The organism is Candidatus Methanoperedens sp. BLZ2 (assembly GCF_002487355.1).
In the GTDB taxonomy this organism is placed as follows: domain Archaea; phylum Halobacteriota; class Methanosarcinia; order Methanosarcinales; family Methanoperedenaceae; genus Methanoperedens.
Genome location: NZ_NTMG01000040.1, coordinates 42129 through 67476 on the forward strand (window position 1 = coordinate 42129; position 25348 = coordinate 67476).

Annotated in this window: 22 protein-coding genes; 10 read left to right on the forward strand and 12 right to left on the reverse strand. The window is 40.7% G+C overall.

All coding sequences use genetic code 11. The annotated features are described in order from the left end of the window. The first annotated feature begins 24 nt into the window (after positions 1-24). A complete protein-coding gene (locus CL181_RS06715) occupies positions 25-2433 on the forward strand; it encodes a COR domain-containing protein (protein ID WP_097298537.1) in 2409 nt (802 codons plus the stop codon). Between the two features lie 266 nt (positions 2434-2699). Here CL181_RS06715 and CL181_RS06720 read toward each other — a convergent pair whose 3' ends face one another. From CL181_RS06720 to CL181_RS06730, 3 genes are all read right to left on the reverse strand, one after another. After that, positions 2700-3038: an AbrB/MazE/SpoVT family DNA-binding domain-containing protein gene (locus CL181_RS06720; RefSeq protein ID WP_176505101.1), complete on the reverse strand. Its 339-nt coding sequence runs from the start codon at positions 3036-3038 to the stop codon at positions 2700-2702. A gap of 1 nt (position 3039) precedes the next feature. Further along, positions 3040-3291 carry a DUF4258 domain-containing protein gene (locus CL181_RS06725; protein ID WP_097298539.1) on the reverse strand — a complete coding sequence of 84 codons (252 nt, stop codon included), beginning with the start codon at positions 3289-3291 and terminating at the stop codon, positions 3040-3042. A gap of 65 nt (positions 3292-3356) precedes the next feature. After that, positions 3357-4082 (reverse strand): tyrosine-type recombinase/integrase, encoded by a 726-nt coding sequence (locus CL181_RS06730; protein ID WP_097298540.1) that lies wholly within the window; start codon positions 4080-4082, stop codon positions 3357-3359. Positions 4083-4378: 296 nt separating this feature from the next. On the opposite strand from CL181_RS06730, the gene CL181_RS06735 reads away from it, so the two are divergent. Beyond that, entirely contained in the window at positions 4379-5356 is a 978-nt protein-coding gene (locus tag CL181_RS06735; RefSeq protein WP_097298541.1) for an endonuclease/exonuclease/phosphatase family protein, read from the forward strand. Positions 5357-5363: 7 nt separating this feature from the next. Here CL181_RS06735 and CL181_RS06740 read toward each other — a convergent pair whose 3' ends face one another. Next, positions 5364-5987, reverse strand: a complete 624-nt coding sequence (locus tag CL181_RS06740) for a hypothetical protein (RefSeq protein ID WP_097298542.1) — start codon at positions 5985-5987, stop codon at positions 5364-5366. Then, entirely contained in the window at positions 5978-7360 is a 1383-nt protein-coding gene (locus CL181_RS06745; protein WP_097298543.1) for a hypothetical protein, read from the reverse strand. Before CL181_RS06745 ends, CL181_RS06740 begins: the two co-directional genes overlap by 10 nt. 196 nt (positions 7361-7556) lie before the next feature. Here CL181_RS06745 and CL181_RS06750 point away from each other — a divergent pair, with 196 nt between their 5' ends. After that, positions 7557-7865 carry a hypothetical protein gene (locus tag CL181_RS06750; RefSeq protein WP_097298544.1) on the forward strand — a complete coding sequence of 103 codons (309 nt, stop codon included), beginning with the start codon at positions 7557-7559 and terminating at the stop codon, positions 7863-7865. 75 nt (positions 7866-7940) lie between these two features. On the opposite strand, the gene CL181_RS06755 is transcribed toward CL181_RS06750, so the two are convergent. Beyond that, a complete protein-coding gene (locus CL181_RS06755; RefSeq protein WP_097298545.1) occupies positions 7941-8474 on the reverse strand; it encodes a M48 family metallopeptidase in 534 nt (177 codons plus the stop codon). Between the two features lie 125 nt (positions 8475-8599). On the opposite strand from CL181_RS06755, the gene CL181_RS06760 reads away from it, so the two are divergent. The 5 genes from CL181_RS06760 (at position 8600) to CL181_RS06780 (ending at position 11539) form a co-directional block, all read left to right on the forward strand. Further along, complete coding sequence (locus CL181_RS06760) at positions 8600-8824, forward strand: hypothetical protein (protein WP_097298546.1); 225 nt, start codon at positions 8600-8602, stop codon at positions 8822-8824. Further along, entirely contained in the window at positions 8814-9092 is a 279-nt protein-coding gene (locus tag CL181_RS06765; RefSeq protein WP_097298547.1) for a hypothetical protein, read from the forward strand. The genes CL181_RS06760 and CL181_RS06765 overlap by 11 nt, the downstream gene beginning before the upstream one ends. Before the next feature lie 393 nt (positions 9093-9485). Further along, positions 9486-9992 (forward strand): hypothetical protein, encoded by a 507-nt coding sequence (locus tag CL181_RS06770; protein WP_097298548.1) that lies wholly within the window; start codon positions 9486-9488, stop codon positions 9990-9992. Positions 9993-10531: 539 nt separating this feature from the next. Then, positions 10532-10777 carry a hypothetical protein gene (locus CL181_RS06775; RefSeq protein ID WP_141398823.1) on the forward strand — a complete coding sequence of 82 codons (246 nt, stop codon included), beginning with the start codon at positions 10532-10534 and terminating at the stop codon, positions 10775-10777. Between the two features lie 12 nt (positions 10778-10789). Further along, entirely contained in the window at positions 10790-11539 is a 750-nt protein-coding gene (locus CL181_RS06780) for a hypothetical protein (RefSeq protein ID WP_097298550.1), read from the forward strand. Between the two features lie 124 nt (positions 11540-11663). Here the strand turns inward: CL181_RS06780 and CL181_RS06785 are convergent, their stop codons facing one another. Further along, entirely contained in the window at positions 11664-12371 is a 708-nt protein-coding gene (locus tag CL181_RS06785; RefSeq protein WP_097298551.1) for a hypothetical protein, read from the reverse strand. Between the two features lie 520 nt (positions 12372-12891). On the opposite strand from CL181_RS06785, the gene CL181_RS06790 reads away from it, so the two are divergent. Next, entirely contained in the window at positions 12892-13536 is a 645-nt protein-coding gene (locus CL181_RS06790) for a hypothetical protein (RefSeq protein ID WP_097298552.1), read from the forward strand. Between the two features lie 266 nt (positions 13537-13802). Continuing rightward, positions 13803-14582 carry a hypothetical protein gene (locus CL181_RS06795; RefSeq protein ID WP_141398824.1) on the forward strand — a complete coding sequence of 260 codons (780 nt, stop codon included), beginning with the start codon at positions 13803-13805 and terminating at the stop codon, positions 14580-14582. Positions 14583-14882: 300 nt separating this feature from the next. On the opposite strand, the gene CL181_RS06800 is transcribed toward CL181_RS06795, so the two are convergent. The 5 genes from CL181_RS06800 to CL181_RS06815 all read right to left on the reverse strand — a co-directional run bounded on the left by CL181_RS06800 (position 14883) and on the right by CL181_RS06815 (position 25221). Beyond that, positions 14883-18824: an NB-ARC domain-containing protein gene (locus tag CL181_RS06800; protein ID WP_097298554.1), complete on the reverse strand. Its 3942-nt coding sequence runs from the start codon at positions 18822-18824 to the stop codon at positions 14883-14885. Positions 18825-18852: 28 nt separating this feature from the next. Continuing rightward, positions 18853-18987 (reverse strand): hypothetical protein, encoded by a 135-nt coding sequence (locus tag CL181_RS21115; protein WP_255251464.1) that lies wholly within the window; start codon positions 18985-18987, stop codon positions 18853-18855. Positions 18988-19057: 70 nt separating this feature from the next. Then, positions 19058-22249 carry a tetratricopeptide repeat protein gene (locus CL181_RS06805; RefSeq protein WP_097298555.1) on the reverse strand — a complete coding sequence of 1064 codons (3192 nt, stop codon included), beginning with the start codon at positions 22247-22249 and terminating at the stop codon, positions 19058-19060. 178 nt (positions 22250-22427) lie between these two features. Next, positions 22428-22790, reverse strand: coding sequence for a nucleotide pyrophosphohydrolase (locus CL181_RS06810; protein WP_097298556.1), 363 nt, complete (start codon positions 22788-22790; stop codon positions 22428-22430). Between the two features lie 19 nt (positions 22791-22809). Further along, the gene (locus tag CL181_RS06815; protein ID WP_097298557.1) at positions 22810-25221 is read right to left on the reverse strand and encodes a TIR domain-containing protein; all 2412 of its coding nucleotides are present in this window, start codon (positions 25219-25221) and stop codon (positions 22810-22812) included. Positions 25222-25348 lie beyond the last annotated feature (127 nt).

A 25348-nucleotide genomic window follows, 5' to 3' on the forward strand; every position in this document is an offset into this window, starting at 1 on the left:
AGTTATGAAATGTTGTAGGTAGTTATGGAAATGGCCGATATTTTAGACTTAATCAATATTTTAGTAAAAAATAGTGTATTAGATTTATCCGGATATCAGCTGAGTTCTCTACCTCCTGAAATAGGTAATCTCACGAATCTCACTGAGCTTAACCTGATGGAGAATCAACTAAGTTCTCTACCTCCTGAAATAGGTAATCTCACGAATCTCACTGAACTTAACCTGTACGAGAATAAACTGAGTTCTCTACCTCCTGAAATAGGTAATCTCACAAATCTCATCGGGCTTTCCTTGGGAGAGAATAAACTGAGTTCTCTACCTCCTGAAATAGGTAATCTCACGAATCTCACCGGGCTTTTCCTGGAAGGGAATCAGCTGAGTTCTCTACCTCCTGAAATAGGAAATCTCACGAATCTCACCGGGCTTTATCTGTACGGAAATAAACTGCGCTCTCTACCTCCTGAATTAAGCAAGCTCATGAATCTCACCATGCTTGACTTGGAAAACAATCCTCTTGAATCCCCACCGCCAGAAATTGTTGAACGGGGCATTAAGGCAATTTTTGAATATTTAAAGCAGCTTCCTGAACCTGAAAAAGTGATTATTCATAATGAAGCGAAATTACTATTGGTGGGTCAAGGAGATGTGGGGAAGACCTGCATTAAAAACAGATTAATTCATGATGAATTCATAGAAGATAAGTCTACACAAGGGATCGATATTTCAGAATGGAAGATTGTTGCTCCTACTGCAGAACAAGAACAAATAAAGCTCAATATCTGGGATTTTGGGGGGCAGGAGATATACCATGCTACTCATCAGTTCTTTCTAACCAAACGTTCTATTTATCTTCTTGTTTGGAATGCCCGGAGGGCTAAAGATTATGAGCATATTTACTATTGGTTGCAAATTATTGATGCTTTCGGAGAGAACAGCCCAATAATTTTGGTGTTGAGCAAATTGAATGAGCGGGATGATGATCTTAATATGAAAGATCTCAAAGAACAATTTCCGCAAATTGTAGATATGTTTAAAATTGATAGCGAAGATGGAAACGGATTTCCTAATTTAAAGGATATTATAACACGGACTGCTTGGCACTTACCCCATATGCGCACTCCCTGGGGGGAGTCATGGTTTAAGGTGCGTGAGCAATTAGAGCAGAATGGACGAAATTGGATCACATATAATGAATTTCATCAAATATGTGAAAAGGAGAAATTGGATCAAAAACAAACAGATACTTTGGATGAATATTTACACGATCTTGGTGTCATAATTCATTTTAGAGATAGAATTGCATTGAAAAATATGGTAATACTAAAACCTGATTGGGCAACCAAGGCTTTTTATAGAATTCTGGATACCCCTTTTGTTCGTCAAAATGGAGGTGTTTTACCACACGATAAATTAGAACAAATCTGGGATATCAAAATCTATCCTCAGGAAATTCACCCTAAGATACTGGAACTTATGAACAAATTCGAACTGGTATACGAACTGCCTGATAAAAGAAGCCATTTAGTTGCAGAGCTATTACCAAGCACTGAATCAAAACTTGAGTGGGATAATACAAATAATCTGTGTTTTTATTACCGTTATGATTTTCTACCTGCTGGAGTGATAACTCGTTTTATAGTACGAGTTCATCAGGTTATAGAAAGAAGACCTGATGGTACACAATTATGCTGGCGGGAAGGCGTGGTGTTACAGCGGGAAAATACGCGTGCTTTTGTCAAAGTCAAAAAAATTGAAAGGCTGATTGAGATCAAAATCAATGGAGATAACAAACGAGAACTTTTAGCAGTTATTCGTCATGAATTTAGCCAAATCAACAGGTCAATTAAAAGAATTAAAATAGATGAAGAAATACCTTGTAATTGTTCAATAGATTGCACTTATAAATTTGAATATGGAAAATTATTGAAAGCTGAAAAGGCTGGTAAAGGTATCGTTCAATGTCATGATAGTTGGGATGATGTGCCGCTTTCACTATTGTTAGATGGTTATGAAAAGAAGGAAAATAGAATAAAAAACTTGGATTCTAAAGATTCAAGAATTTCGATACATGCAAGGGAAGTAATTATGAGAGATCAGTATAAAGCAGGCCAGGTCGGCGCTCAGGGTCCAGGGGCGCATGCACACGATATAACATTTAATCAAATTTGGAATGAAAATAAAGATGATATAGACCTGTTAGCACTTGCCATGGAATTAAATGATCTTCGTTTAAGGCTTAAAAAAGAAGCAACAAAGCCAGAGCACGACATCTTCATCGGTGCAATCACTTCCGCTGAAGGTTTTGCGAGAGAAAAAAATGGACCAAAAACGCTTGAATATTTATCAAAAGCAGGTAAATGGACTCTTGACATCGCCACCAAAATTGGTGTTCCGGTAGCTACTGAGGCATTAAAGAAAGCATTGGGATTATGAATATAAGGGTATCACGGCCATTCATGCGGACAAATTTGCTTAGGCACAGAATTAAAAAAAATTATAAAGTTATCCTTTTGTCACTATTATCGTTATAATTCCACTTGTTTTACAATGGCACAGCCTATCGTTTCATCTCAAAACTACATATATCCCAAAATTATACGACATTTTACCGTTCCTTGACCAGCATGGTAAGCCCTGGCTGTTATCACAGATTTCTGGGATTTACCATTATCGTGACGGTAGTTTCCTGCTTTCCAAGGCTACTTTAATTCCACCATAAATCTTTTCTTGCCCAGAGGGATCATCTCAATCTTGCTGTTCTCTGTAATATCTAAATGCTTTGCAAGGTCTGCCGGTATCCTTATCACCAGTGATCTGGCACTTTTGCTGACTGACCTTACAAATCTGAAGGCATTCTTTTTAATATCCTCGCTGCGTTGCTCCATATCGGTCGCCTGCTCTTCTGTGAAAGTAATATGACCATTGGTACAACGCATTGCTTTTACATTTTCAAGTACAATACCCTCTTCGAATTCATACTGTTCCAGTTCAACCTCTTGCATCTCCTGCCTGCATTTACCGCATATTATTTCTGTCATTTTAGCTCCATTTTCTTTTAATTTCATACAGGGTGAGTATGAGAATGTCATCTTTATCATATGTCCATCCAACCATTATTTTCCTCCAGAATGGATCCTTTAGTTCGATGGAATGCGTGTATTCCATCCCTCGGCCTTTTTCATCGATCTTGGTAAATTCGAGTTCTCCATTTTCGATGGCAGCTTTCACATCATCTTCGCTTATCTTTCTGGAGGCCATTCTTTTTCTGGCATGGTCGGAATATTTGTACATTCATCCTCTTTTCATCTATATGTAAGATGAATAATATATGTTTGTCGTTGTGAATGCCGTTGGAACTACCATCCCTCCACAAACGCCGGATGAAACCGCCTGTAGCTTTCATGAACCTGCTCAAAGTCCTCGCCTACCTTCTCGTAATGCTTTTCTTTAACGTGCATTGTATGTCCCGCCGCCACCGCCGATAATTTCCGGGACCCACCTGCATTATCGTGATGGCGTTCTCCGGCCTCCCTGAGGGCCATGCAGGTAACAAGATGCCTGGGATGGATATCTCCTGTCCTGGTATCGTAATATTTCACATCTTTCTGTATTCCAAGCAGCTTCGCATAATGATTTATCCTGTCCTTGAACCATGCCATTGAAAGTTTATCCCCGTCAGCGTTCACGAAGATGTAGCCCTTCTTGCGATTGCTAACGACCGTTTTCATCATGAGGTTGGTATTCTCACTAAGAAAAGCTGTCCTGGGCTTTGAAGGAAGGCGGATCTTCTTGTGCCTGTCACCCTTTACGGGCGCAGTCTTTTGCTTCACCCTGACAGCGGTAACTAATTGTTGCTCGCGGTCCCAGTTCTCTATCAGGAGGTTCAGGGCCTCAAAAGGCCGCAGCTGGGTTTCATAGATGGTCCTGAAGAACAGCTTCTCCCTGATAGGTATCTCAGGAGATGTGCAGATTGTTTTGCATTCATCCAGGTTCATGCCTCTGTCCAGTAGAGGCTGGTCAGTGAGTAACTTACCATTTGTTAAAATGGCTGGTTTTTTGGTCAAAATTGCTTGTTTTGCCATAGGAGTTTAGCCCTTTACTTACCATTTAATATATAAAATGGTAAGTGAATAAACACTTTCAGATAGAGCGACCAATGAGTAGGTAACAACCCAATGCCCATTGCAAAATCATCGCTCATACTGCATCCTTTTCATCCCATAAATGAAGTATGGTTGATGCTCCCACCAAAGCCTATACTCCCGCCATAGACCGAAAGATTGTACTTTCGTTAACAAGAAAGCATATCTTGACTTCGTAAAGTTTCAGAGCATACCCTTTTAATAAATCAATATCATGTAGCTCAAAGAGGCAGACTTTGGTAAAGAGGCGAAAAAAGAAGACGAAGAGATCAAATGGTTTGATATTTGTTGCTCTCATTTTTATTTTGATGGTAATGATCCTTGTCGGATCCCTATACAGATACAAAAACCCCGCTTTACTTGATGGAATTCCAAATAAACCTGAGAAACCGCCAGTAACAACACCCACAGTTACACCCATAACAATCACTTCCCCAAACAATACTGTTAAACTCGCAGCCTTCAACCTCCAGATTTTCGGGACCTCCAAAGCAGACAAACCTGAAGTCATGGAAGTACTCTCAAAGACCATCAGGAACTTCGATATTGTTGCTGTCCAGGAGATCCGGGACGCTTCTCAGACAGCTCTACCAGCTCTTAAAAATGCCGTAAACGACATGGCTGGCCCGAAATACGATTTCCTAATGAGCGAACGCCTCGGCAGGACAACCAGCAAAGAGCAGTATGCCTACTTCTACAACACCCAGACAATCCAGCAAATCGTAGATCCTTACACATATCCTGATCCAAATGACCTGTTTCAAAGAGAACCGTATGTCGCAGAATTCAAAGCCATGAACGGCAACTTTGATTTCGTACTCATAACCATCCACACCGACCCCGACACAGCCACGCAGGAGATTAACGATTTGCCAGCAGTAGTTGAAAATGCAAAGGGAAGGTATCAGGGAGAGGGTGATTTCATTATCCTGGGAGATCTCAACGCAGACTGCAATTATTTCAATGAGAACAGCCAATCTCCATTGAGAAGTTATCTCTGGGTTATCAATAATAGCATTGACACAACGACAAAAAGCACAGCCTGCACTTACGACAGGATAATTGTCACAAGCCAGGCAAAGGACGATTTCACAGGGAATTCAGGAGTGTTCAGGTTCGATGAAGCATATAATCTGACCTATGACATGACGATCTCGGTTTCAGACCATTATCCTGTTTATGCGGAGTTCTGGAACAACAGGGATACAGATTGAAAAAATATCAATCTATGAACCTGAAAGATGAGGACATTTCATTGAAATTGCTTTCAAGTTCGGCAGTCACATTGTCCCGCTTTTCAACATCGGTGCTTATTACCTTAAAACGTAATACATACAACCTATTTCCGTGAATAACATTTATATCCCGCTGAAATAAGTCTCCGACAGTCCTATATTTTCTAATAATCTCCCATGCTTTTTCTCCACCGAGTGTTGTATTTCCCTCATAGGTAATGCCCGCTTCTCTTTTCAACTCCTGTGAACGTGCATACTCCAATGTGTATCCAACAGGGACTAATTGAGTGTCCATATTCACCTGAACTATGGAAAGAGTGCCGTACTTTTGCAAATCCCGCCTTATGGCGCCATCATCACCCGACGGCCACCAGGGATATTTGTCATTGACAAAATTAACTATACCGCCATAAGGTAAATTCCACATCGCATCATCTTTCCATCCTGCCGGAAGCTTCATTTCAAACATGAGAGTTTTGTTGGAATAAACATCTTTTTTATTGGATGATATCTCATTACCTGCTATTTGCTGAATGCATCCGCTGAAAAGAACGATCAACAATAAAAATAAAGTGAGTACAATGTTTTTCTTTTCCATAATCAGAACCATTGATAAATTAAAGTTAGAAGCTCCTGGTATGTTATTGACTCTGTAAATCCGGCTGGTACTGTTTTGTTCATCCAGTCATTTGTTGCTTTTAGAATGTCACTGGATTCCACTCTGTCGGGATCATCACCAAGTCCCCTGTAATATGCAAGAATATTAAGTGTACTTGTTGGTATAGGTTCAACAACCCAAACCCAATATTGTATGGCACCACCGTTGGCATTACTGACAATTGAAGTTACAATCCATGTGCCTGGTGATGCGCTGGCGTTGATATAATTCCCCTGGGTTACACCGCTATTGGTCTGAACCAACGCACTGTTTAGAGACCACACCAAATTTGCAGTCTGATTGGTTGTGACGCTAAATGTTCTTTTTTCACCCACATTATTTTTTACTATTGAAGTACTTGGATTGAAACTGGTTATATAGGGACCACCGATTGATGACCCATCGATGGATGGGGTTTGATGTGACTCTTCAGTTGCATTTATTGTAATAACCTGATTTTTCCCCTTTAACGAAGTTACATTAAAGTATATTCCTTTCCCATATTCCCTAACCACAGACGCAGAAGTTCCGGATGTAAAACCCATTTCATCGTAATATGGCGCTTTTAACGAATCTTGAATAATTACATGGTATAAAACATCGGGCTTAGTGTATGTAAAATTGAAATACGTTTTTGCAGAATTTGATGAGTACGTAACAACATAAGGAATGGTTGAACTCACAGATACTGAAGCATCATAGGTTGCATCAAATGAGCCGCCATAATCGTCATCGCTTCCGATATAACAGCCCCCTTCCTCAACACGCACAAAAGCAGGCTCATTGGTATCAGGACTGCAAACTTTATAGTATTGGACTAAATAGTTCAATCGTTTCAGATTTGTAAATATATTTGTGTCGTATGATAAAACGATATCTGAGGATGTAATTACGGCATTATCATTAAAAGCCCAATGAACTTTGTTATTGAGACGAGAAAAAGATACAACTCCACCGCCAGAACCGCCGGAGCTTATCGTAAAGGAAGTCGTATAATCCCTGGGAGGGAAGGAATATAGATTTGTTAAATTAATGGTTAGAGCTGCCAGATGATCCCAGGAGGAAGTATCAAAATATAGTTTATCGAATAATACGTTATATTCGGTAGCCCAATTGTTCCCGTTCCCAAATGTGTAAACATGAGTGTATGTTTTTTCCTGGGTGTCGTTTACGACGACTTTACCGGACTCTGCTCCGGCTACGGAAGTAAATAAAAATATCACTATGAATGAATATAATATGTTTTTATAATTTACATTCCTTTTCTTCACTGAAATGAACGATTCTTTTCTCAACGAGTGTTCAACCTCTATTTCTGCAAGCATATAATATCACAAAAAAACCCGATACTGTTGTTATGTATTTAAATTAATGCATGTAGATGTATATGAGAAAATATTTAAAAAGTTACATAGAAGGTGGGTCAAAATTGGTGGGAAAAGGGGTCAATTTTCAACGGGAATTTTCAAGGTATCTTAAAACCTAACCTTTAATCTGAAACAACACGGATATGGATTGAATATGAACAGCGAGAACAAGGCCTTATTTATCTTCGGATTTATCTTTTTTTTCATCGGAGACCTGGCGACAACTTATATTGCCCTGAGTAATGGAATGCCTGAAAGCGGTCTTGTCAGAGTAATCACAAGATATAATTTCAGCATTATGCTCTTGATAAAAGTGATTTTTTATCCTGCCCTGTATTTTTTCATTGAATACCTGGAAAAGAGGGATAATTATCTTTGCGGTGCTGTCCTTGGGCTTGTTGCAGGCATGGGGATGACGGTTACGTGGATGAATGCCCTGGCTATTATGGAGTACCTGGGATGAAAAATACCGCAGAATGGATACGGCTTTAGTTACCCAGTTTGCGTTACGGGGTTATCTCCAGATGCGGGGATCCAATCAAAAAACTCCATACTCATTGGAGAATTGCTTGAGATTTTCCATTACATGTTTTTGTTCGGGGTTATATTTCAGACACTTCTTCCAGGCCTCAATAGCCTCTTTTCGTCTCTTGACTTCCCACAGACTGCATCCAAGATTATGATATGTATCGGCTATTTCCATTTTTTCATACTCTGAAAAGTATTTCAAAGCCGTCTCATACATATTAATTGCTTTTTCATACTCCCCTTTAGCATTATAGACAAATCCAAGAAAATATAATGCCAGGGGATAGTTGGGATCTAATAATAAAACCTGGTTGAGCTTATTCTCTGCTTCGATAAACTTTCCCTCAACACAATAAATATTAGCATGCAGAGCCATTATTTCTACATCATTAGGGCTTAATTGTAAAAGTTTCTCAAACACATTTTTGGCAGCATCGTATCGATGTTCAAGAACATATTTTGAAGCTAACAGCATTCCCGTTGTCCTCGTATTTTCAATATCCTCAAATGTGTTTCTTTTCGTTTCAGGGATGTCACGAGGCATATCTCCATGAATAATGCTAATTGATATAATTCTTCTCTTGTCAACTCACTTTCGCTCCGCTCTTTCCAATCGCTTTTATCCTTCCGGATCCAACTTTATTATTCCAGATAAAGGAAGTGAAAAATATGAATAATCCCGTTGATCCACGCAAAATCCCGCTTTTTCTAGAACGATTAGCAAAGGCAGGATATCTTTTGGATGTTGAATGTTCAAAAAGAGAGATCAGAATAACATACAACAGGAATCCTTCTAAATATACGACTATCCCGTTTGGCCAGACCAGATTAACTGATTTTCAAAGGGGTGATTTATATTGGCAGAACAGTTCCAAGCTTTCGCATGCTGCTTGAAGGGATAGTAGAAGAACTATCACCATTCAGAAGGGCATTAAGGGGAGAGGACAGGAATGTTTTTGACAGCCTCATGAATAAAGCAAGAGGGCATGCTTCGTCATGCACGGTTGTGCCTCTTCTTGACCCGATGGAGGCTATCTTCTTGTCGATACTGGTGGAGCAGCAGAAAGAGATCAGTTCGCTCCGTGAAGCGCTATCTAACGATGGGAGGACAAGTATTTCGAATACTTCAAAGGAGCAATTCCTAGAGGGGGGTCCGGTTTGATCTGACCGGGTTTCCGACTGGATGTCACTGCGTTACATTATTTTTAAGCATTCGTCATCCGAAGCATCAACTTTTTTCTCATATAGTCTATAATGACGACATTCTTTACAACGATAATAATAAAATGCTGTAGTATTGTTGCGTTTTCTGGAATTTACTTCAATATTTTTGCTGCCACAAAACGAACATTTTATACTCGGAGTCATCATTGTTTGTATGGACTATCTACTTCTTGATTTTTTCTATTCTGCATGGTTCTCAGGGAGGAGGCTGGTCCCGGACCAGAGAGGTGAAGGTTTTTGAAATTACAAATTCTCCATATCTAATTCCTTAACCAATGACCGATGTTGATGAGGGAAAAGAGATTTAACAACAAGAGCATAATGATTCCTTATGGAACTTAAAGAAATAATCAAACAAATTGCCAATGTCAGTAAGGTTGAGATTAAAAGGGTTGCGCCAAAGGAATGCGAAGAGATTAAAGGCCTGATATTAAAATCAACACCTGATGACCTGTATGAGAAAATGGTAGTTGGTTACCTTACATCGATATGTGCTGAATGCATGTACCCTGATACATTTCACCTCCAGCGAAATGACCTGGATTATATCGGTTTTGAACTTGAAAAGGGTACTATAGAAACAGAAACAGCGGGAAAAATGCTTGGCACTTGCATGAAAGGTGGAAAGATCAAGGTTAATAAAGCGGGAGATGAAACCGGAAGCTCCATGAACGGGGGGGAAATAATCGCAGATGAGATAATGGGTATTGGTAATACATTAAAAGGGAAAATAATTGCCGGTAAAGTAGGCAAACTCTCAAAGAACCAGGGAGCTGAGATAATAATAAACGGAGTCAAATATAAACGGAGTCTGCTTGACAGATTATTGGGAAAATAGCAGAAAGCTATACCAACAGTACAATTTTATATTTGTTGGGGAACCTTGTATTATCTCTCTATGTCCTCTATTCCCATTTCTTTAATGAATGTACTCTTCATTTCAATCCTTCATTATAATAATTATAACCGTCATATTATTTACATGCATAAATATATATGTCCGAATAGTATAGTATAATATGGATTGGTTGCAAATGGGAGTGACTTTACCTCCCTTTGAAAAGATAAAAAAATGACATCATTAAAAATAGACAAATGGGCTTATAATTGTACAAATTATCGAAGAAAAATTGGCTGTGTTTTGAAGAAGAGATATTGTTGCCCTGAAAAATGTATAAAATATACCCCTTTTAAACCTAAGTAAGCTGTATCTCTATTTTTATTCCTGAGAGCTTTTGATCAAAATGTCGTATAATTTAGGGTTAGATGCAGTGTCCTTGGAAAATCTCGGCGGATATAGCAATTGTAATATTTGCATTTTTAAAAATCTCCCCATCTTCATAGGGCTAGAGTACGTTAGCTATATGGACTGATCTCTTGAAAGCTCATGAGCTCAACACGGTCTCAGATAACGCAAAGATGTTTTGTGATCAAGTCGATTCTCTCGCTGGAAGTGGCCGGTTACCTTCCTGGCTTGTGGGTGCTATCAAGATCACGATTAAGCCAATCATCTTGAAGGGTATGGTAGAAAAAGAGATTAACTTTGAGGCTATCAGAGGAGCCTGGAAGATCCCGGCAAATATGCGATATATCCCACAATACGAAAGATATCTGAAATGTTAAGAGGAAGATAAAATGGAAACGAATGAAATTATTAGCAAAATTTGGGAATTTATAGCGAAAGTTAAGATAAAACACGTTTCATTAATCATCAGTCTCCTCGCAGCTGTGTTTGTATATCAATCCAATGACATTGCATCTCAGGCCTATAATAATTCTGCTGTTGCCAATAGCATAGCATCTCAGGCCAATAATAATTCTGTTGTTGCGTTGGCACATGAAATGAATACTCAAGAGTCTACTATCCGTGTTGGAATGTCAAGCTCCACGGTGTTAAATGACGGTATAAATAACAGTATATTCATGTTTAGGATACCACTTATTAACGGGTATTACGCAAGATATCCGGCGTCAGTTATGGGTGATAAGATAGATCTTATTTTCAATGGTGATAGTGTTGATTTAAGAAATACTTTAGTATCATTTCCACAATCACCAGCGAATTTCTTAGTTTTCAATGACCAGCCACGATACATTGATTTTGTCTTTGGGAACATTTCAATAAATGGTAATATTTTTAGAGAATATAGCTCCGATATATTTCTTAATTTCAAAAAAGAGAATTTAAAGGTTAAAGACAACACTATTTCGATGGGCTTTCCATATTTAGATTTTTCTTCTGACAATTTCCCCGAAGATTTCAAGTATATTAAAATTGATTTTCAGTTTAACTACGATGGAACAAATGTTACAGACACCAAGCGTACTGTGAATTATAATGATTATAAAGTGACGGTTTATCAAGTGAATCTTACAACAACCTGAGGGAAAACTGGAAAAAAAGAAAATGACGGTGGATATTGACTTTGAGGGGCGCACTCCATCTATCTATGAGTCTGCGACACCCTCCCGTCGGGGTTGATATGGGGGTTTGTTTTAAAACTTAACTTTAATTAATCTTATTTATTTCACGTTTTTCGATTTTAACTAAGCTAACAGAGTTTATTTTTCCATCTGATACGGTAAATTCAATATTTGGATTAATCGTCCATGTAACCATCTTACTGAAATCTGTATAATGAATTTCAAGTATCATAAAATTTTTACCATCGTTAAGATTGTCGTTTGAGGGAACTAATTTTATTGTATAGAGTGATTCATCCTCGGTTAGATTATAATAAGGATATTTGGTGAAGACGATTTCAATATAAGTAGGCTTATCCCTATCAACAAACCAAAAACTCTTAGGATTATGAGTGGTTTTTGTCTCTATAATCGGTACCTCTTTCAGATCCATTTTTTTCCCATTTAATACACCCTGGATTGAATCAATTAGTGTAGGATATCTAGCGTAATACCCATTAACTAGAGGAATCCTAATAGACGATTTATTCAGATATGTATCGTTTATGTAAGAATTCGAATATTGTGGAGATCCAATTTGCAAATTCGCCTCTTCAATAATATTTTGATGAGATAAAGCCTCATTGGAAATAATTAATGAGAAAATCGAAAATATTGCAGTAAAGATAAATACAATTACGCCAAGATTGAACTCATTTTTAGTTATTATATAATTTTTTTCACCTAGTTCACCATTCCCAGAGATATCTGCGCCCCTACTAATACAACCGGATTTTCTATTTGACTTAGTCATTTTATATCATTCCTTATCCAAGCCTGGAAGCTCTTCCTGGGATGGCATGAGCAGCCTAATCGAGCTGGCCGTATATCCTAGTATGATCTTGGATTAAAAAGCCGTTTTGATTTTGGGTATTTTTGGGGAACGCACCCAAAAGGCAAAATAAGAAATCTTTAATTTCTTGTTGTTGCGACAACCTCATTGTTTTAACCCGTGGTGGAAGCTCGCTTATGTGGTTTTATATTGTTTTCTGGCAAAAGCCCGTTAAAAAGTGCATATAAGGCATTATAAGATGCAGTTTACCTTCTCTATTATTTTGCAATGAAGGTGATCTGAGGATGCCAGGTTTTCAAATGATTTTGTTATGATTATGAAAATCAATTACATATTTAAAAATACATGAATAGATATTATTTTATATTTATAATGTCTGATTTTTATAAACGCCATTAAACAGAATTAAAAATCCGTTGGAATATGAAAGATTTAAACGCCATGAAACCTAATCAGAAGTTAGCCATAAGGAAGGACAGCCATGCATATCACTCATAGTTATATTGGAACAATTAAAGCACCCTATCGATGCTTGTTTTTCTTACTTATTGAAGATTACATTGAAGCTCAAACCCAATTTACACATGAATTAGATTTACACCTTGAACGCTTCGCTCGCAAACTTGGCGATAGCTCAGCATTGGTTCGTCCATTTACCGGAGATATAGAAACAGTATGGCAACACGTTTTGGAAAAGTCTTGGTCTGCTGAAGAACTGAACGAAATACAAAATACTCCTGCCTTGCTAATGATTGATCAGGATTTCAAAGATTTTGATCCTCGTAAACATCCATGGCTGGTTATTAATTTTGGACGTAGAGTGACGGGAGAACATGGAGGACTTCTGCTGTTTGAACATATTCTTGATAATTTAGCAGAGATTGTGCTAAATGCAAATGAAGATTTTTTCACTGCCGCCTATAATTTAAAACATGAAATTAAAGCGACAGAATTTGCAAAAACCTTTGAAGCGAAGCCTGGTATACTTGGATTCAGTATCAATCTATTTTATGCTAGTAGTCTGCTCCAGAAAATTTATAAACGAAGTCTTGGGATGATGAGCGCTCCAAAGGCCAGCCCTAGCTTCAAAGCTCCTTATCCACCCAACCCCCCAAGGCTGGAATAGCATTAAGAACATAAATATCGATGAATAAATGACTAAATCGTAGGAAAAATGCCCAGCACAGTAAGGAGAGAGGGGACCATAGAATAAATACTACAATTTTACTCCTGAAAGAACCGCTGATATCATCCAAGAGCCTTAAGTCCGAGATTTTGGGTAAATTGGGAAATTGTAGTTACGTTTATACTATTTTTATTAGTTTATTTATTCAAAAGAATGATGTTTTTATGTTTTTAAAAATCTTCAAGATATATAAAATCTATTTCAATATGGAAAATGATTTACTTATGAAAAATTTAGATAAAAAAATTTCAATATCCAATGTTATTTTTAATGTTGTTTTTGTTATTGTTTCAATTATAATATTTTATGTTTTGTTTAAAGTTTCAGGAATAAATTTCTCAACTTATCCAGATATTTTTCTGAACTTTGCAATAAAAATGAATAATTACAGTAATCTAATTCTTTCAATTTTAACTTTTTTCCTTGTAATTATCACAGCCTACTATGCAAAGGTAACTCATAAATTACTCAAGCTAACGGATGATAACCGAAGATTCGAGATAAAACCAAATCTACTGATTAATGTAGGTGAACCAGAGTTTAGTGTAGATAACAAATATAGAATTTTATCTAATAAAATAAATATAACAAATTATGGTCGAGGACCTGCTGTTGATATTAAATTTAAAACATCTGTTGCAGATGACAACGAAACAAATGCAGTTTGTCAACATAGAGATATTCCTATATTATTGCCTACCGATCCTACTTATGAAGTTATAGTAAACATCCATACTTCACAATATAATTTGCATGATTATAAAGAAGATTTTCTAAGATTAGATGTACTTTATGAAGATGTTGAAAGGAATCTTTACAAACTGAAGCATGTTTATAGATTAGTTATTATTCAAGAAAACCCGGTTTATTTCGTTATGAAAAGTGAAGAACTATATTTCTGCGCATTCGAAGATCGAACATCTATATTTGAAGGTAATTTTTTGAATAGAAAAGATAAACTAATTTTTAGTAGGCAAGGTTGGTGATCCGGAGAAAGGAGAAAGGGATCCATACAGAAATAAATACTACAATTTTTATCACAAAAATATAGTATTTCACCCTTTTTTGAGGGACATATTGACCAAAATAAGCAGATACTAGGCTTTAAAAACTATAAAAACTTTTAAATTGTAGTATAGTAAAACTCATCATTCAAAGAGGTCTAATTTTCGCTATTCATTGACTGTATTCCTAAAAAATGATTAGTCCTAATGTACTTGTTTCGAGGATGCGTCTAAATATATCGATAAGAAGGTAATGGAAGAATCATATTGATATACAGTATCTTATGCCTTCCCTCTTTGCCACGCCTTCGCCACCTGTCGCCAGTCCGCATTGATGGTGAAGGGGTTGAGCCTGACTGACTTGCGGCAGTGGGGGCAGGGGATTTCTGTGCCGAGGGCAGAGGCGGGAATTTCGGACCATGTGCGGCAGAAGGGGCAGGGGAAGGATGTATTTTGGCGCCAGAATTGCCATAAAGGAGGATTGGAATACCAAGCAGAAACAATTGGTACACCCAAGACGTTCTCCATACGCAAAAAAAGCATCTTGCCATATTTTTCACCTGCAACGATAGTCACGCCATCTGATGAAATATTTGAAGTCGTTATTGGACTTTCTCCTTTGAAATTGGCAATTATTTCACCATTTTCCATATCCCACACTTTCAGTGTTTTATCATCTGATGCAGAAATTGCACATCGCCCGTCTATTGTTACAGTAACCGCATTTATGAATCCAGAATGACCTTCAAAGGTGTTCAGTAACTTCCCTGTTTCTAAATCCCATACTTTCAACGTTTCGTCATATGATCCAGAGATTGCGAGCTTGCCATCTGGCGTCAAAGCGACAGCAGAGACAATACTATAATGACCTTTAAGTGTGTGCATTACATTCATAGTTTCCAAATTCCAAGCTTTCAATGTTCCATCAAACGATGCAGAGATTGCAAGCCTGCCGTCTGGCGTCACAACAACGGCAGAGATAATACCAGAATGACCTTCAAGTGTGTGTATTACATTCCCAGTTACAATATCCCATATTTTCAGGGTTCTGTCCAATGATCCAGTGATTGCAAGCATACCATCTGGTGTCAAAACAATCGCTTTGAATATATCAGAATGGCATTTAAACGTGTTCAGCACCTTTCCTGTATCCAGATTCCATACTTTCAACGTTTCATCAAAAGATGCAGAGATTGCAAGCCGCCCGTCTGCCGTTACACTAACCGCAAAAACTATTCCAAAATGACCTTCAAGAGTGTTCAATAACTTCCCCGTTTTTATATCCCATACTTTCAATGTTTTATCATCAGATGCAGAGATTACACGTCGTCCATCTGCCGTTACGACAACAGCTTCGACCAATTTAGAATGACATTCTAAGGCGTTCGGCATTTTCCCTGTTTCAAAGTTCCACACTTTCAACGTATTATCCGATGATCCAGAGATTGCCAGCCGCCCATCTGCTGTAACTGCAACTGCATTGACTGGACTAGAATGACCTTCAAGAGTGTTCAATAACTTCCCGGTTTCTATATCCCACACTTTCAACGTATTATCCAATGATCCAGAGATTGCCAGCCGCCCGTCTGCAGTCACTGTAACCGCATAGACATAACTAGAATGACCTTCAAGAGTGTTCAATATCTCCCCGGTTTCCAGATTCCACACTTTCAACGTATTATCCGATGATCCAGAGATTGCCCTATGCCCATCTGCTGTAACTGCAACTGCATTGACTGGACTAGAATGGCCTTCAAGAGTTTTCAATAACTTCCCGGTTTCTATATCCCACATTTTCAGCGTTTTATCATCAGATCCAGAGATTGCTCTATGCCCATCTGCTGTCACTGCAATTGCATTGACTGGACTAGAATGGCCCTCCAGAGTGTTCAATATCTCCCCGGTTTCTATATCCCACACTTTCAGCATTTTATCATCAGATCCAGAGATTGCTCTATGCCCATCTGCTGTCAATGCAACTGCCTTGATCGAACTAGAATGACCTTCAAGAGTGTTCAATATCTCCCCAGTTTCAATATCCCACACTTTCAGCGTTTTATCATCAGATCCAGAGATTGCTAGTCGCCCGTCTGCTGTCACTGCAACAGCTTTGACTTTACTGGAATGCACCATGATTTTCAGGATTTCCCCTGTTTCCACATCCCATACCTTCAAAATATTGTCATGTGATACAGATCTATTGCGCGCCTCCTTCATAGTTTCATTATATGGTCCAGAGACTGCAATTGCCCGTCGTCCGTCAGCCGTTACCGCAACCGCATTTATCCTAGGAGAACAACCTTCAATAGTACGCAAAAGCGGCCCGCCAGGCGGCGTCAGATTCGGCATCATTGGCCGCAGCCACGGCGCACCTTTCCACTGCTTCATCTGCACAAGCAGAGCTTTAATCTCTGGATATTCGAAAGTCAGCAATCTACCCGTCATCTGCGATGGAAGCTGCGACTTATCCTCCGCCAGAACATGCGCCGACAGCCGCAGCGCCCCCTGCACTAACCGCAGCGCCCTATCCTTTCCATCAACATAAGCGCTTAAAATCTTCTGCGCAGTATCATAATCCGCCATAAGCTCAAACACATCTGTCGCTTTCAATTTTGTCAGCATCCAGTAAAAATCAAACAACAGAGCGCTCACTTCATCCTTCTTTCCAGCCTGAACCATATGATACACCAGACGCTGGAAGAAATAGCCGTCGTTCGGACCAGTATGCCAGCCTTCCGGTGATTTCTGGCGATAAATCTCTAAAAGCTCACCGTGCAGACCAGTGAGATCGCCCAGCACAGCACGCAGATAATCGTGCTGCAGATCGTGCATCGACACCCTCCGCCCGGGTGATTTACCCTCTAACTTGATCAGAGACTTGCGCTCAAGTGTGATCAGCAGTTGTCGGGCACTGCGCTCATTCACTCCGTTCGTGGAAATCCAGAACATTATCACAGTTTCTTCAGGCACAGCCTCAGAGTGTGGGAAAACCGCCAGTTCCTTGTAATGTTTTTCCCATGCCGGATCAGTGCGTGCCAGCGCATCCACGCTCACCTTTAGCGACTTTAATACATCCGGATATGGATAATTGGGGAACTGCTTCATAAGAAAAGAAAGATCAGCCTGGCGCAATGATTCAAGCAGGTCATTCCAGGGAGTTCCTTCACTCACCATCGCCCCGCAAAGCGCCAGGGCAAAAGGCAGATATCCACACTCCTTCACCACATCGTTTGCTTCAGCCGACATTTCATTCATGCACTGACCTGAATAACTGGTAAGAAGCCGCATCGCATCCTCAATACTTAGCACATCCAGCCTGTGCTCCTGAGCGCCCAGAGATGTCGCCAGTCCCCCATCCCTTGTGGTGATCAGCAGCCTGCATCGAGTTCCAAGCGCATTCAAAAACGCCTCAGCGTGTCTCACATCCCAGATGTCATCCAGCACCAGCAGGCAGTTCTTATCCGCAAGCACCTTTGCTATGCGAGCTTTTCCGCTTTCAATATCAATGTACTCTTTCAGGTCATCATTGAACGCCTGCCCCACAGCCATCATATTTCGGGCAATATCAGGCTGCTGCCCCAGGGTCAGCCAGACCACGCCATCCCTGAAAGCGTGGCGTGTCTCGCAGGCACGGGCAAACGCTGCAACCAGCACCGATTTCCCGATTCCACCCATACCCTGAAGCGCAGTGGTTTTTTTTGCCGAGGTAATAACGATCGGGTGGTTAACATCAGCCAGCACGGTATTTTTCAGGTGTTCCATGAATTCAGGGCGGGGAAGAAAGTGAGCCGGCAGCGAAGGCACTCCCCGAAGTTCACCCAGTGGAACGACAGGATATCCCAGCACGCGCAATAGATCAGCCAGTGCATCAGCATAAGGGCGTGACTCGCGCATGTCTGGAGAATTGAGCTTCCTGAGTTCGATGGGGAGCAGGTCGCGTTTGCCAGAGCGGATGATAGGGATGACGATCTTGCATGCACTTAGCGCATGCTGCCACTCTGCTCTGACGTAATCCGACTGTATCGCTTTTGGACCAATGACTACGATAAGCCTGCCACTGCTGTCGATCGCATCGCGGATTTCCTTATGGAATGTCAGCGCTCTGCTTGGCATATCGGTGCGGTCATACCACACTGCGAATCCATTCGCTGTGAGATCTTTATACAGGTGCCTTACGAAAGGTTCGTCATCGCCGCGCGCGTAGGAAAGGAAGATGCTGTTCATTCTTCTATATCCTGTGCTCTTTCGGAGATTATGTTGAGTTTATCATTGTATCTTTTGATTCGTTCGATTTCCATAATGGGCTCCATTTATAATTGATGGCAGAGATACTATAACTTTTTGCTATGTCGGATGCTTCCGCTTTCTGCGTGTCCAGTCTGCGCATTGCTCTTCACCAATGCCATGTTCTATCCGCTTCATATCCCGCTGCTGCTTCCTGTCAGGGTGAGAGAAAATCATCGGGCGCTGAAGCCATATGGTTTGAGGACAGCTTTGAGTCTCTGTCTCACCTGTTCCCCGTTCATGCCCATCTTTTGAAGGCAGGTGGCATAGTTGTAAAAAATAATCTTCAGGTGCGGATGTTGGCCACCCATTTTGCGTGATACCTTGCATATGTCCTCCAGTGAGCGGCGGAAAAGCGGTTCAGCGCCCTTGTAGTCTCCCTTGCTATAGAGCAGTCCTGCGAGATTGTTCACGTTTCCCAGGGTGTTGGGATGCTCATTGCCAAGAACACGCTCAGAAGCCTCCAGAGCATGGCGGAAAAGCGATTCAGCGCCTTCGTAGTCTCCCTTGCTATAGAGCAGTCCTGCAAGGTTGTTCACGATTGTCAGTGTGTTGGGATGCTCTTTGCCAAGAACACGCTCAGAAGCTTCCAGCGCACGGTGGCTTAGCAGTTCGGCGCCCTCGTAGTCGCCCTTGTTTTCAAGCAGCGCTGCAAGGTTGTTCACGTAGGTCAGTGTGTTGGGATGCTCATTGCCAAGCACATGCTCAGAAGCTTCCAGCGAGCGGCGGAAAAGCGGTTCAGCGCCCTCGTAGTCGCCCTTACTCTTGAGCATCCATGCGAGGTTATTCACGCTTTCAATGGTGTTTGGATGCTCTTTGCCAAGCACACACTCCCGACCAGCTAGCGTGCGGCGGAAAAGTGGTTCTGCGCCCTCATAGTCGCCCTTGCTTCCAAGCAGCAATGCGAGGTTGTTCACGTAGGTTAGTGTGTCAGGATGCTCGTTACCAAGCACACTCTCACTAACTTCCATCACGCGGTAGTGTAGCTGTTCAGCGCCCTCGTAGTCGCCCTTACTTCTAAGCAGCTCTGCGAGGTTGTTCATGTAGGTTAGTGTGTCAGGATGCTCGTTACCAAGCACACTCTCACTAATCTCCAGTGCGTGGCGGTATAGCTGTTCGGCGCCCTCGTAGTCGCCCTTGCTTTTTTGCAGCATCGCGAGGTTGTTCACGTAGGTCAGTGTGTCAGGATGCTCGTTACCAAGCACACTCTCGCTAACCTCCAGTGCGCGGCAGTGTAGCTGTTCAGAGCCCTCGTAGCGTCCGGCATCAAGGTGGAAGATCGCTACCTTGTTAAAATAATAGGGCAGACGTTCTGCGGAGAGATTCGGCTCAGTTTCATCCAAAGCATGGCGGTAAACTTCGATCGGGTCATAGCGCCCGCCAATAGCCAACCAAAACCCGTGCAACTCCCATTTCCAGCGCGGGTGCTCACGCATGCGATCGAAGGTGGGCAGGTCAGCAAGCAAGTCCTTGAGAGCTTCCCACTGCTCGACGTCCCGCAGAAGCAAGGGCAACTCATCGAGCTTCCTGTCTGTGGGTTGGGGGATACTTCCGAAGTAACCCGCCAGTTGATGCCTGAAATGGCAAGCAGCAGCCTCATCGTCAAGGTAGCGCCGCTGTACGGCAGCACGCAGGTAATCATGCCCGAAAGTGAGCAAGCCGGCGCGCTGTGCGAGATCGTTTTCAGCCGCAAGGTAGAACGGTGTCCAGGGTCGTCTGGGGAGAGGTTCGTATTTTCCGTCAGCATTCTTCTTTCCGAGCAGGTCGAGCAGTTCCGACTCTGAAAGCCCAAACCTTGAGCAGGCGATAAGACAGAGGCTGCGGCGCACGAGGTCAGGATACTCATCGTCCTGTCCAAAATCCCTATCCCATCTGTTGAGTATAAGGTTAAAAAGTGCTAGCGGATCAGGTGCTTTAAGATAATTGAAAGCTTCTTCTTCCAGTTTCTTACGAAAGTCTTTGTTTTCCAGTTCTTTACTCAGTCCGAACTGGCGCAATTCGTCAAGGACAGCACGCAGGAAAAGCGGATTTGCGGCAGCTGCGGTGTCCTCGATCTTCGCGAGGATTTCCCTGTGTAACCTCTTGCTGAATATGTCAAAGTAAGCCTTTGCTGCTGGTGCTATGTCATCCCGCGCAAAAAGAGGAACATGAAGCTCTTTCCAGTTGCGCTTTCGAAGAGCGTCAAGGCTTTCACCAGGAAGCGAAGAAACGATAAGCCTGACATTTGTCGGCAGAGCAAAGGGCAGCCATCCAAGCTGCTTTGCTGATGCATCCTCACTGGAAATCTGGTTAAGCGCATCAAGCACGATCACCACACGGCGCGATCCTGCCGTTTTGACCAGCCAATCCTGCATGGCGGTGCGTAATGCATCGGACTGCATCGGCAGTTCATCTGAGATATTAAAGGCGCGTTTGAGTTCACTCAAGATGCGCCGCACCAGCCCCTGCCAGTCAGCGCTTTCCGGCGTGCTGCCCGTGTAGTGCTGGATGATAAGGTCTTTGGGATTTTTATCGTGCCAGCGCGCCGCCCACTCTGCAAGCAAAGCGGATTTGCCGCAGCCTGATTCGCCGGTTAGAACGAGTGGTTTTGCACCTGTGCTTCCCGCATGTTCATCCATCTGTCTGAGTAGATCACTTCTTCCCACAAAAGCAAGCCTGCGACTCTTTGCGTATGCTTCATGGCGCATAGCTTCCTGGTCGAGTGGATATGGTATCTTATCTTTTGGATAAAGTCGGTCAATGAGTGCTGTGAAATCTTCAAGAATCCACTCGCCTAGCTGTTCTGGATTCACATAACCTTCGCGCAACACACATATTTCTTTATCATGCGCATCCCGGATCTTTTTTTTGAGCTTTACAAGTTTCCCTGACGCTTCATCACTCATGAAATATTGCTGTTTGCCCTCCGGCATTGATTCTAAATACTTCGGGTCGCGAAAGTAAAAATAGGCATGCTTGTGCATCTGTCCCTCGTTGAAAACACCGTGAATGATTTCCAGTTCAGTGACAGAATGTTCAAGATGTTCTTTCAGCCATGGCTGCGATTCAAGCAGATCAGCAGAAATCGATTTTGGCACCCTGCCGTAGCGCTCACCCAGAAGCCCGATGAAATACGGACGGCAGCGGTGGATTTCCTCAAGACATAAAGGCAGAATTTTTCCCTCATCAGACTCTTCCTTGGTGATGCCCCAGCGTAGATCAACTTCTGTCCAGATGACAGCACGCTCCTCGCACAGCTTGCGAAGCTGCGGGAAGATTTTCTTTATGAGGAGATCGCGCTCATCATGCATATCGGAAAACGTAGAAGAGATAAAGACGCGAATCTGACGGTCTTTATTATGTGAAAGGTGTTGGAGTTTAGTCATGATTCGGAGCCGTTACATTTTTATTGATTTTTCCAATCTCTTTTATTTTTCTCTGAAGTACTATTTTTATCCCTAATTTCGAAAACAATCCGCTCATGACGCCTCCATCTTCCGCCACCTTAACGCCATTTCCCTATTTTAATAAGGAAGGACTGCAAGAAGCTATGTATTCTCATATTTATAATTCTGTATATTTTTTATTCGATCCTTTTATTTTTTCGATAGGATATTTTTCTACGTTTTTTCCAATCTTTTTTATTAGTTCGTCCGATAATTCGATATTATATCTCTGCGACAATCTTAAGAGAAGAAATAACACATCGGCCATTTCTTCGGATATTTGTTCCTTTTTTTCGGTGTTATTAAAACATTCTTCAACTTCTTTATCTGATTTAAATATAAAATGTTCGAGAAGCTCTGATGCCTCTATAGCAATCCCAATAGCTAAGTCCTTGGCATTGTGATACTTATCCCAATCGCGCTCTTCACAAAATGTTCTTATTATTTCCTTTAATTCATGTAGGTCAGTTTTTGAATCCATTTTTTTCTTTTAACTCCCCTCACTTTAAAGCATTCACCAAAAAATCCTTTAACAACTGTCTCTCTTGTTGGAATACTCTACCGCGTTCTCCGTGGTCATTCCTTAAAAACCCCTTCAGAAATGGAATATATTCATTATTTACGTGAAGTATATCTAAACCCCGTCTTTTGTCCTGTAGTAAAGTGCGCAATGTGAACAAATCGAGAGCCCATCCAGCTTTATATTTTTCGCTCCCAAGGTGGCGAAAAATTTCCCGAACCATCCCTTCGCCCTTGCTTTTACCTTTATCATGATACTCCCCTTCCAAAGCCTCATCTAAAGACTGATCACCGCAATATGCAAGATTGTAACCTATATTTACCGAGGCGGCATCAATATCTATATAGAGCATGCCTATATATTTTTCAATTATATCCTCCCTTTTACAAAATATGCCTAGCCCTACCATCATACCACGCTGAACCCATTTGTTAGTCTCTTTCATATAAGAATGTTCTAGAAATTGTATAGCTTTTTGCGTTCCTATGCATGCTAGATAGTAACATGAATGTTCACGAATTATTAGAGAGGAATAACCATTGCCAATATTTTGCTGATATGCTTTGATAAGGTTATCTGTAATTAAATCGCTTTTATGTTTAGAACTGAGATTTTCCTTGAGCATATCTTCCAAGAAGGCGGCAACTTCTGCTGGCGTAGATACTTTTAGAGTTAGCGCTAAATATTCTGCGCTTTGTTGCATACTTTTTAAGATGTATTTTGCGACATAGTATTCTTGGAAGGACTTGTGGATAAAGTAGTAGTAACCACCGTATCCACCTATCAGAAAGGATCGAAGACATATATCATCAATTAATTGAGAAGATGGAATAGGTTGAAAGCGAAGAGCATGACCTTCTATTAGCTTAGATATTTCTATTCTTGTAAACTTCACGGTTTTGTAAAGCTCATCGCCATATGCATATGAAGATGGGACACTCTTTTGGTATGTTAACCAAGCAATTTCCTCCAAAAGTTCCGCCTTATCATCCCATTTTAATTTCGAATCAGGCTTAACTGCCTCATTCTTCAACCACTTTTCTGTATAGGCTTCATATAATTTTGCTTTACTCCATTCAATTTCGAGCATTTTCTGCGAATCGATAAAAATATCAAGTATCATAGTCAACATCAAAGGGCGCTGCGCCAAATTCAGAAGTTCTTTGCTATGCTGGATTTTTATGATAATATTTTCAGATATCTTATCTTCCCTAACTCTCTTGCTATCGCAGAAAGCAATAATATACTCTTTCACTGAGTCGGCAAATTTTAACGGCAACAACTCAATTTTTTTCAGATAATTTTGTTGTATTACTGATTCGGATAAATTGAGTTCATAGAAATTTTTTCTACAAGACAAAACTGATTGGAGCTTAAACATGTCACTATACAAGCTTTTATTTATTGAATGTTGGCTAAGCTCCATAACCATCTCATCTAAGCCGTCAAATAGAAAAATAATATATTTTTTATATATAAATGAAGTAAACTGATCATAAGTAAGTGGAAGTGGATTCATAGGTTGTGTGTGTAAATGTTGCCACAACTGCGATAATGTTCTGCCACTTTTATCTCCTGAATATGCGATATCTCGGAGAGGAATGTAGATAGGTATTATATCATTGGATTTTTCTACAAAACTATCCACCATAATTGTGAAAACTCGCTTCAAAATAGTGGTCTTTCCTTGTCCTGCATCACCTAATAATAGAATACTGTTGCCTGAAGATAAATCGGAGATCAAATATTCTATGAGTTCTTCAGACCGGACAGCTCCCATATAATTTGCCCAAGGGGGTGATATGAATAATTTTTCTCCTCCTATAATTTCTCCAATTAATAGGCTAGTGGAACCAGGTGCAATGGTCCCAAAAATAGAATCTCTTTCTTTCTGGAGGTAAATAGAGATATTCTTGTTCGTTTCTTTTTCAAACACTTCAAATGGAGACAAAAGTTTTGGAACTATAGTTTCCTTCTTATCTTTAATTTTAGCAGCTGGGGACTGTCCCAAAATTTCTGTAATTGCGTCCAATAACAGAGCAAACTCTTCATTGTCTGATATTCCATCCCAATCCATAAGTTTAGCTGCTTCCATCCTCCTAAATAGAAGAGGAGGTTTCACTTCTTCAATAAAAACTGGAACGAGAATTCCTCGACTATAACCTTCTTCTGCTTCGGTTTTTACATAATTTGATTTTACAGACTCTTTTGACCATAGAACCACCAGACATTTTGAAGCCCCAAGTTCTTCTTCAATAACATCGTGAGAGTTTTGCCCGATAGGGATGATTCGATCCCACCAAACCGAATAACCACGTTGCTCAAGCGCTTCTGAGATTATTCTTGCCTTGGGTCGATCTTCGCTTTTGTAACTAAGGAAGATGTCACTCATATCAGATTCTCCATTATTTCCACCAAATCTTTATATAAGGCTAAGAATTCCAGATCAAAAACTCCAAATCTAAATGATTATCATGCAGTTCAAGTATTTATAAATTGATCGGATTTCATCACAAATT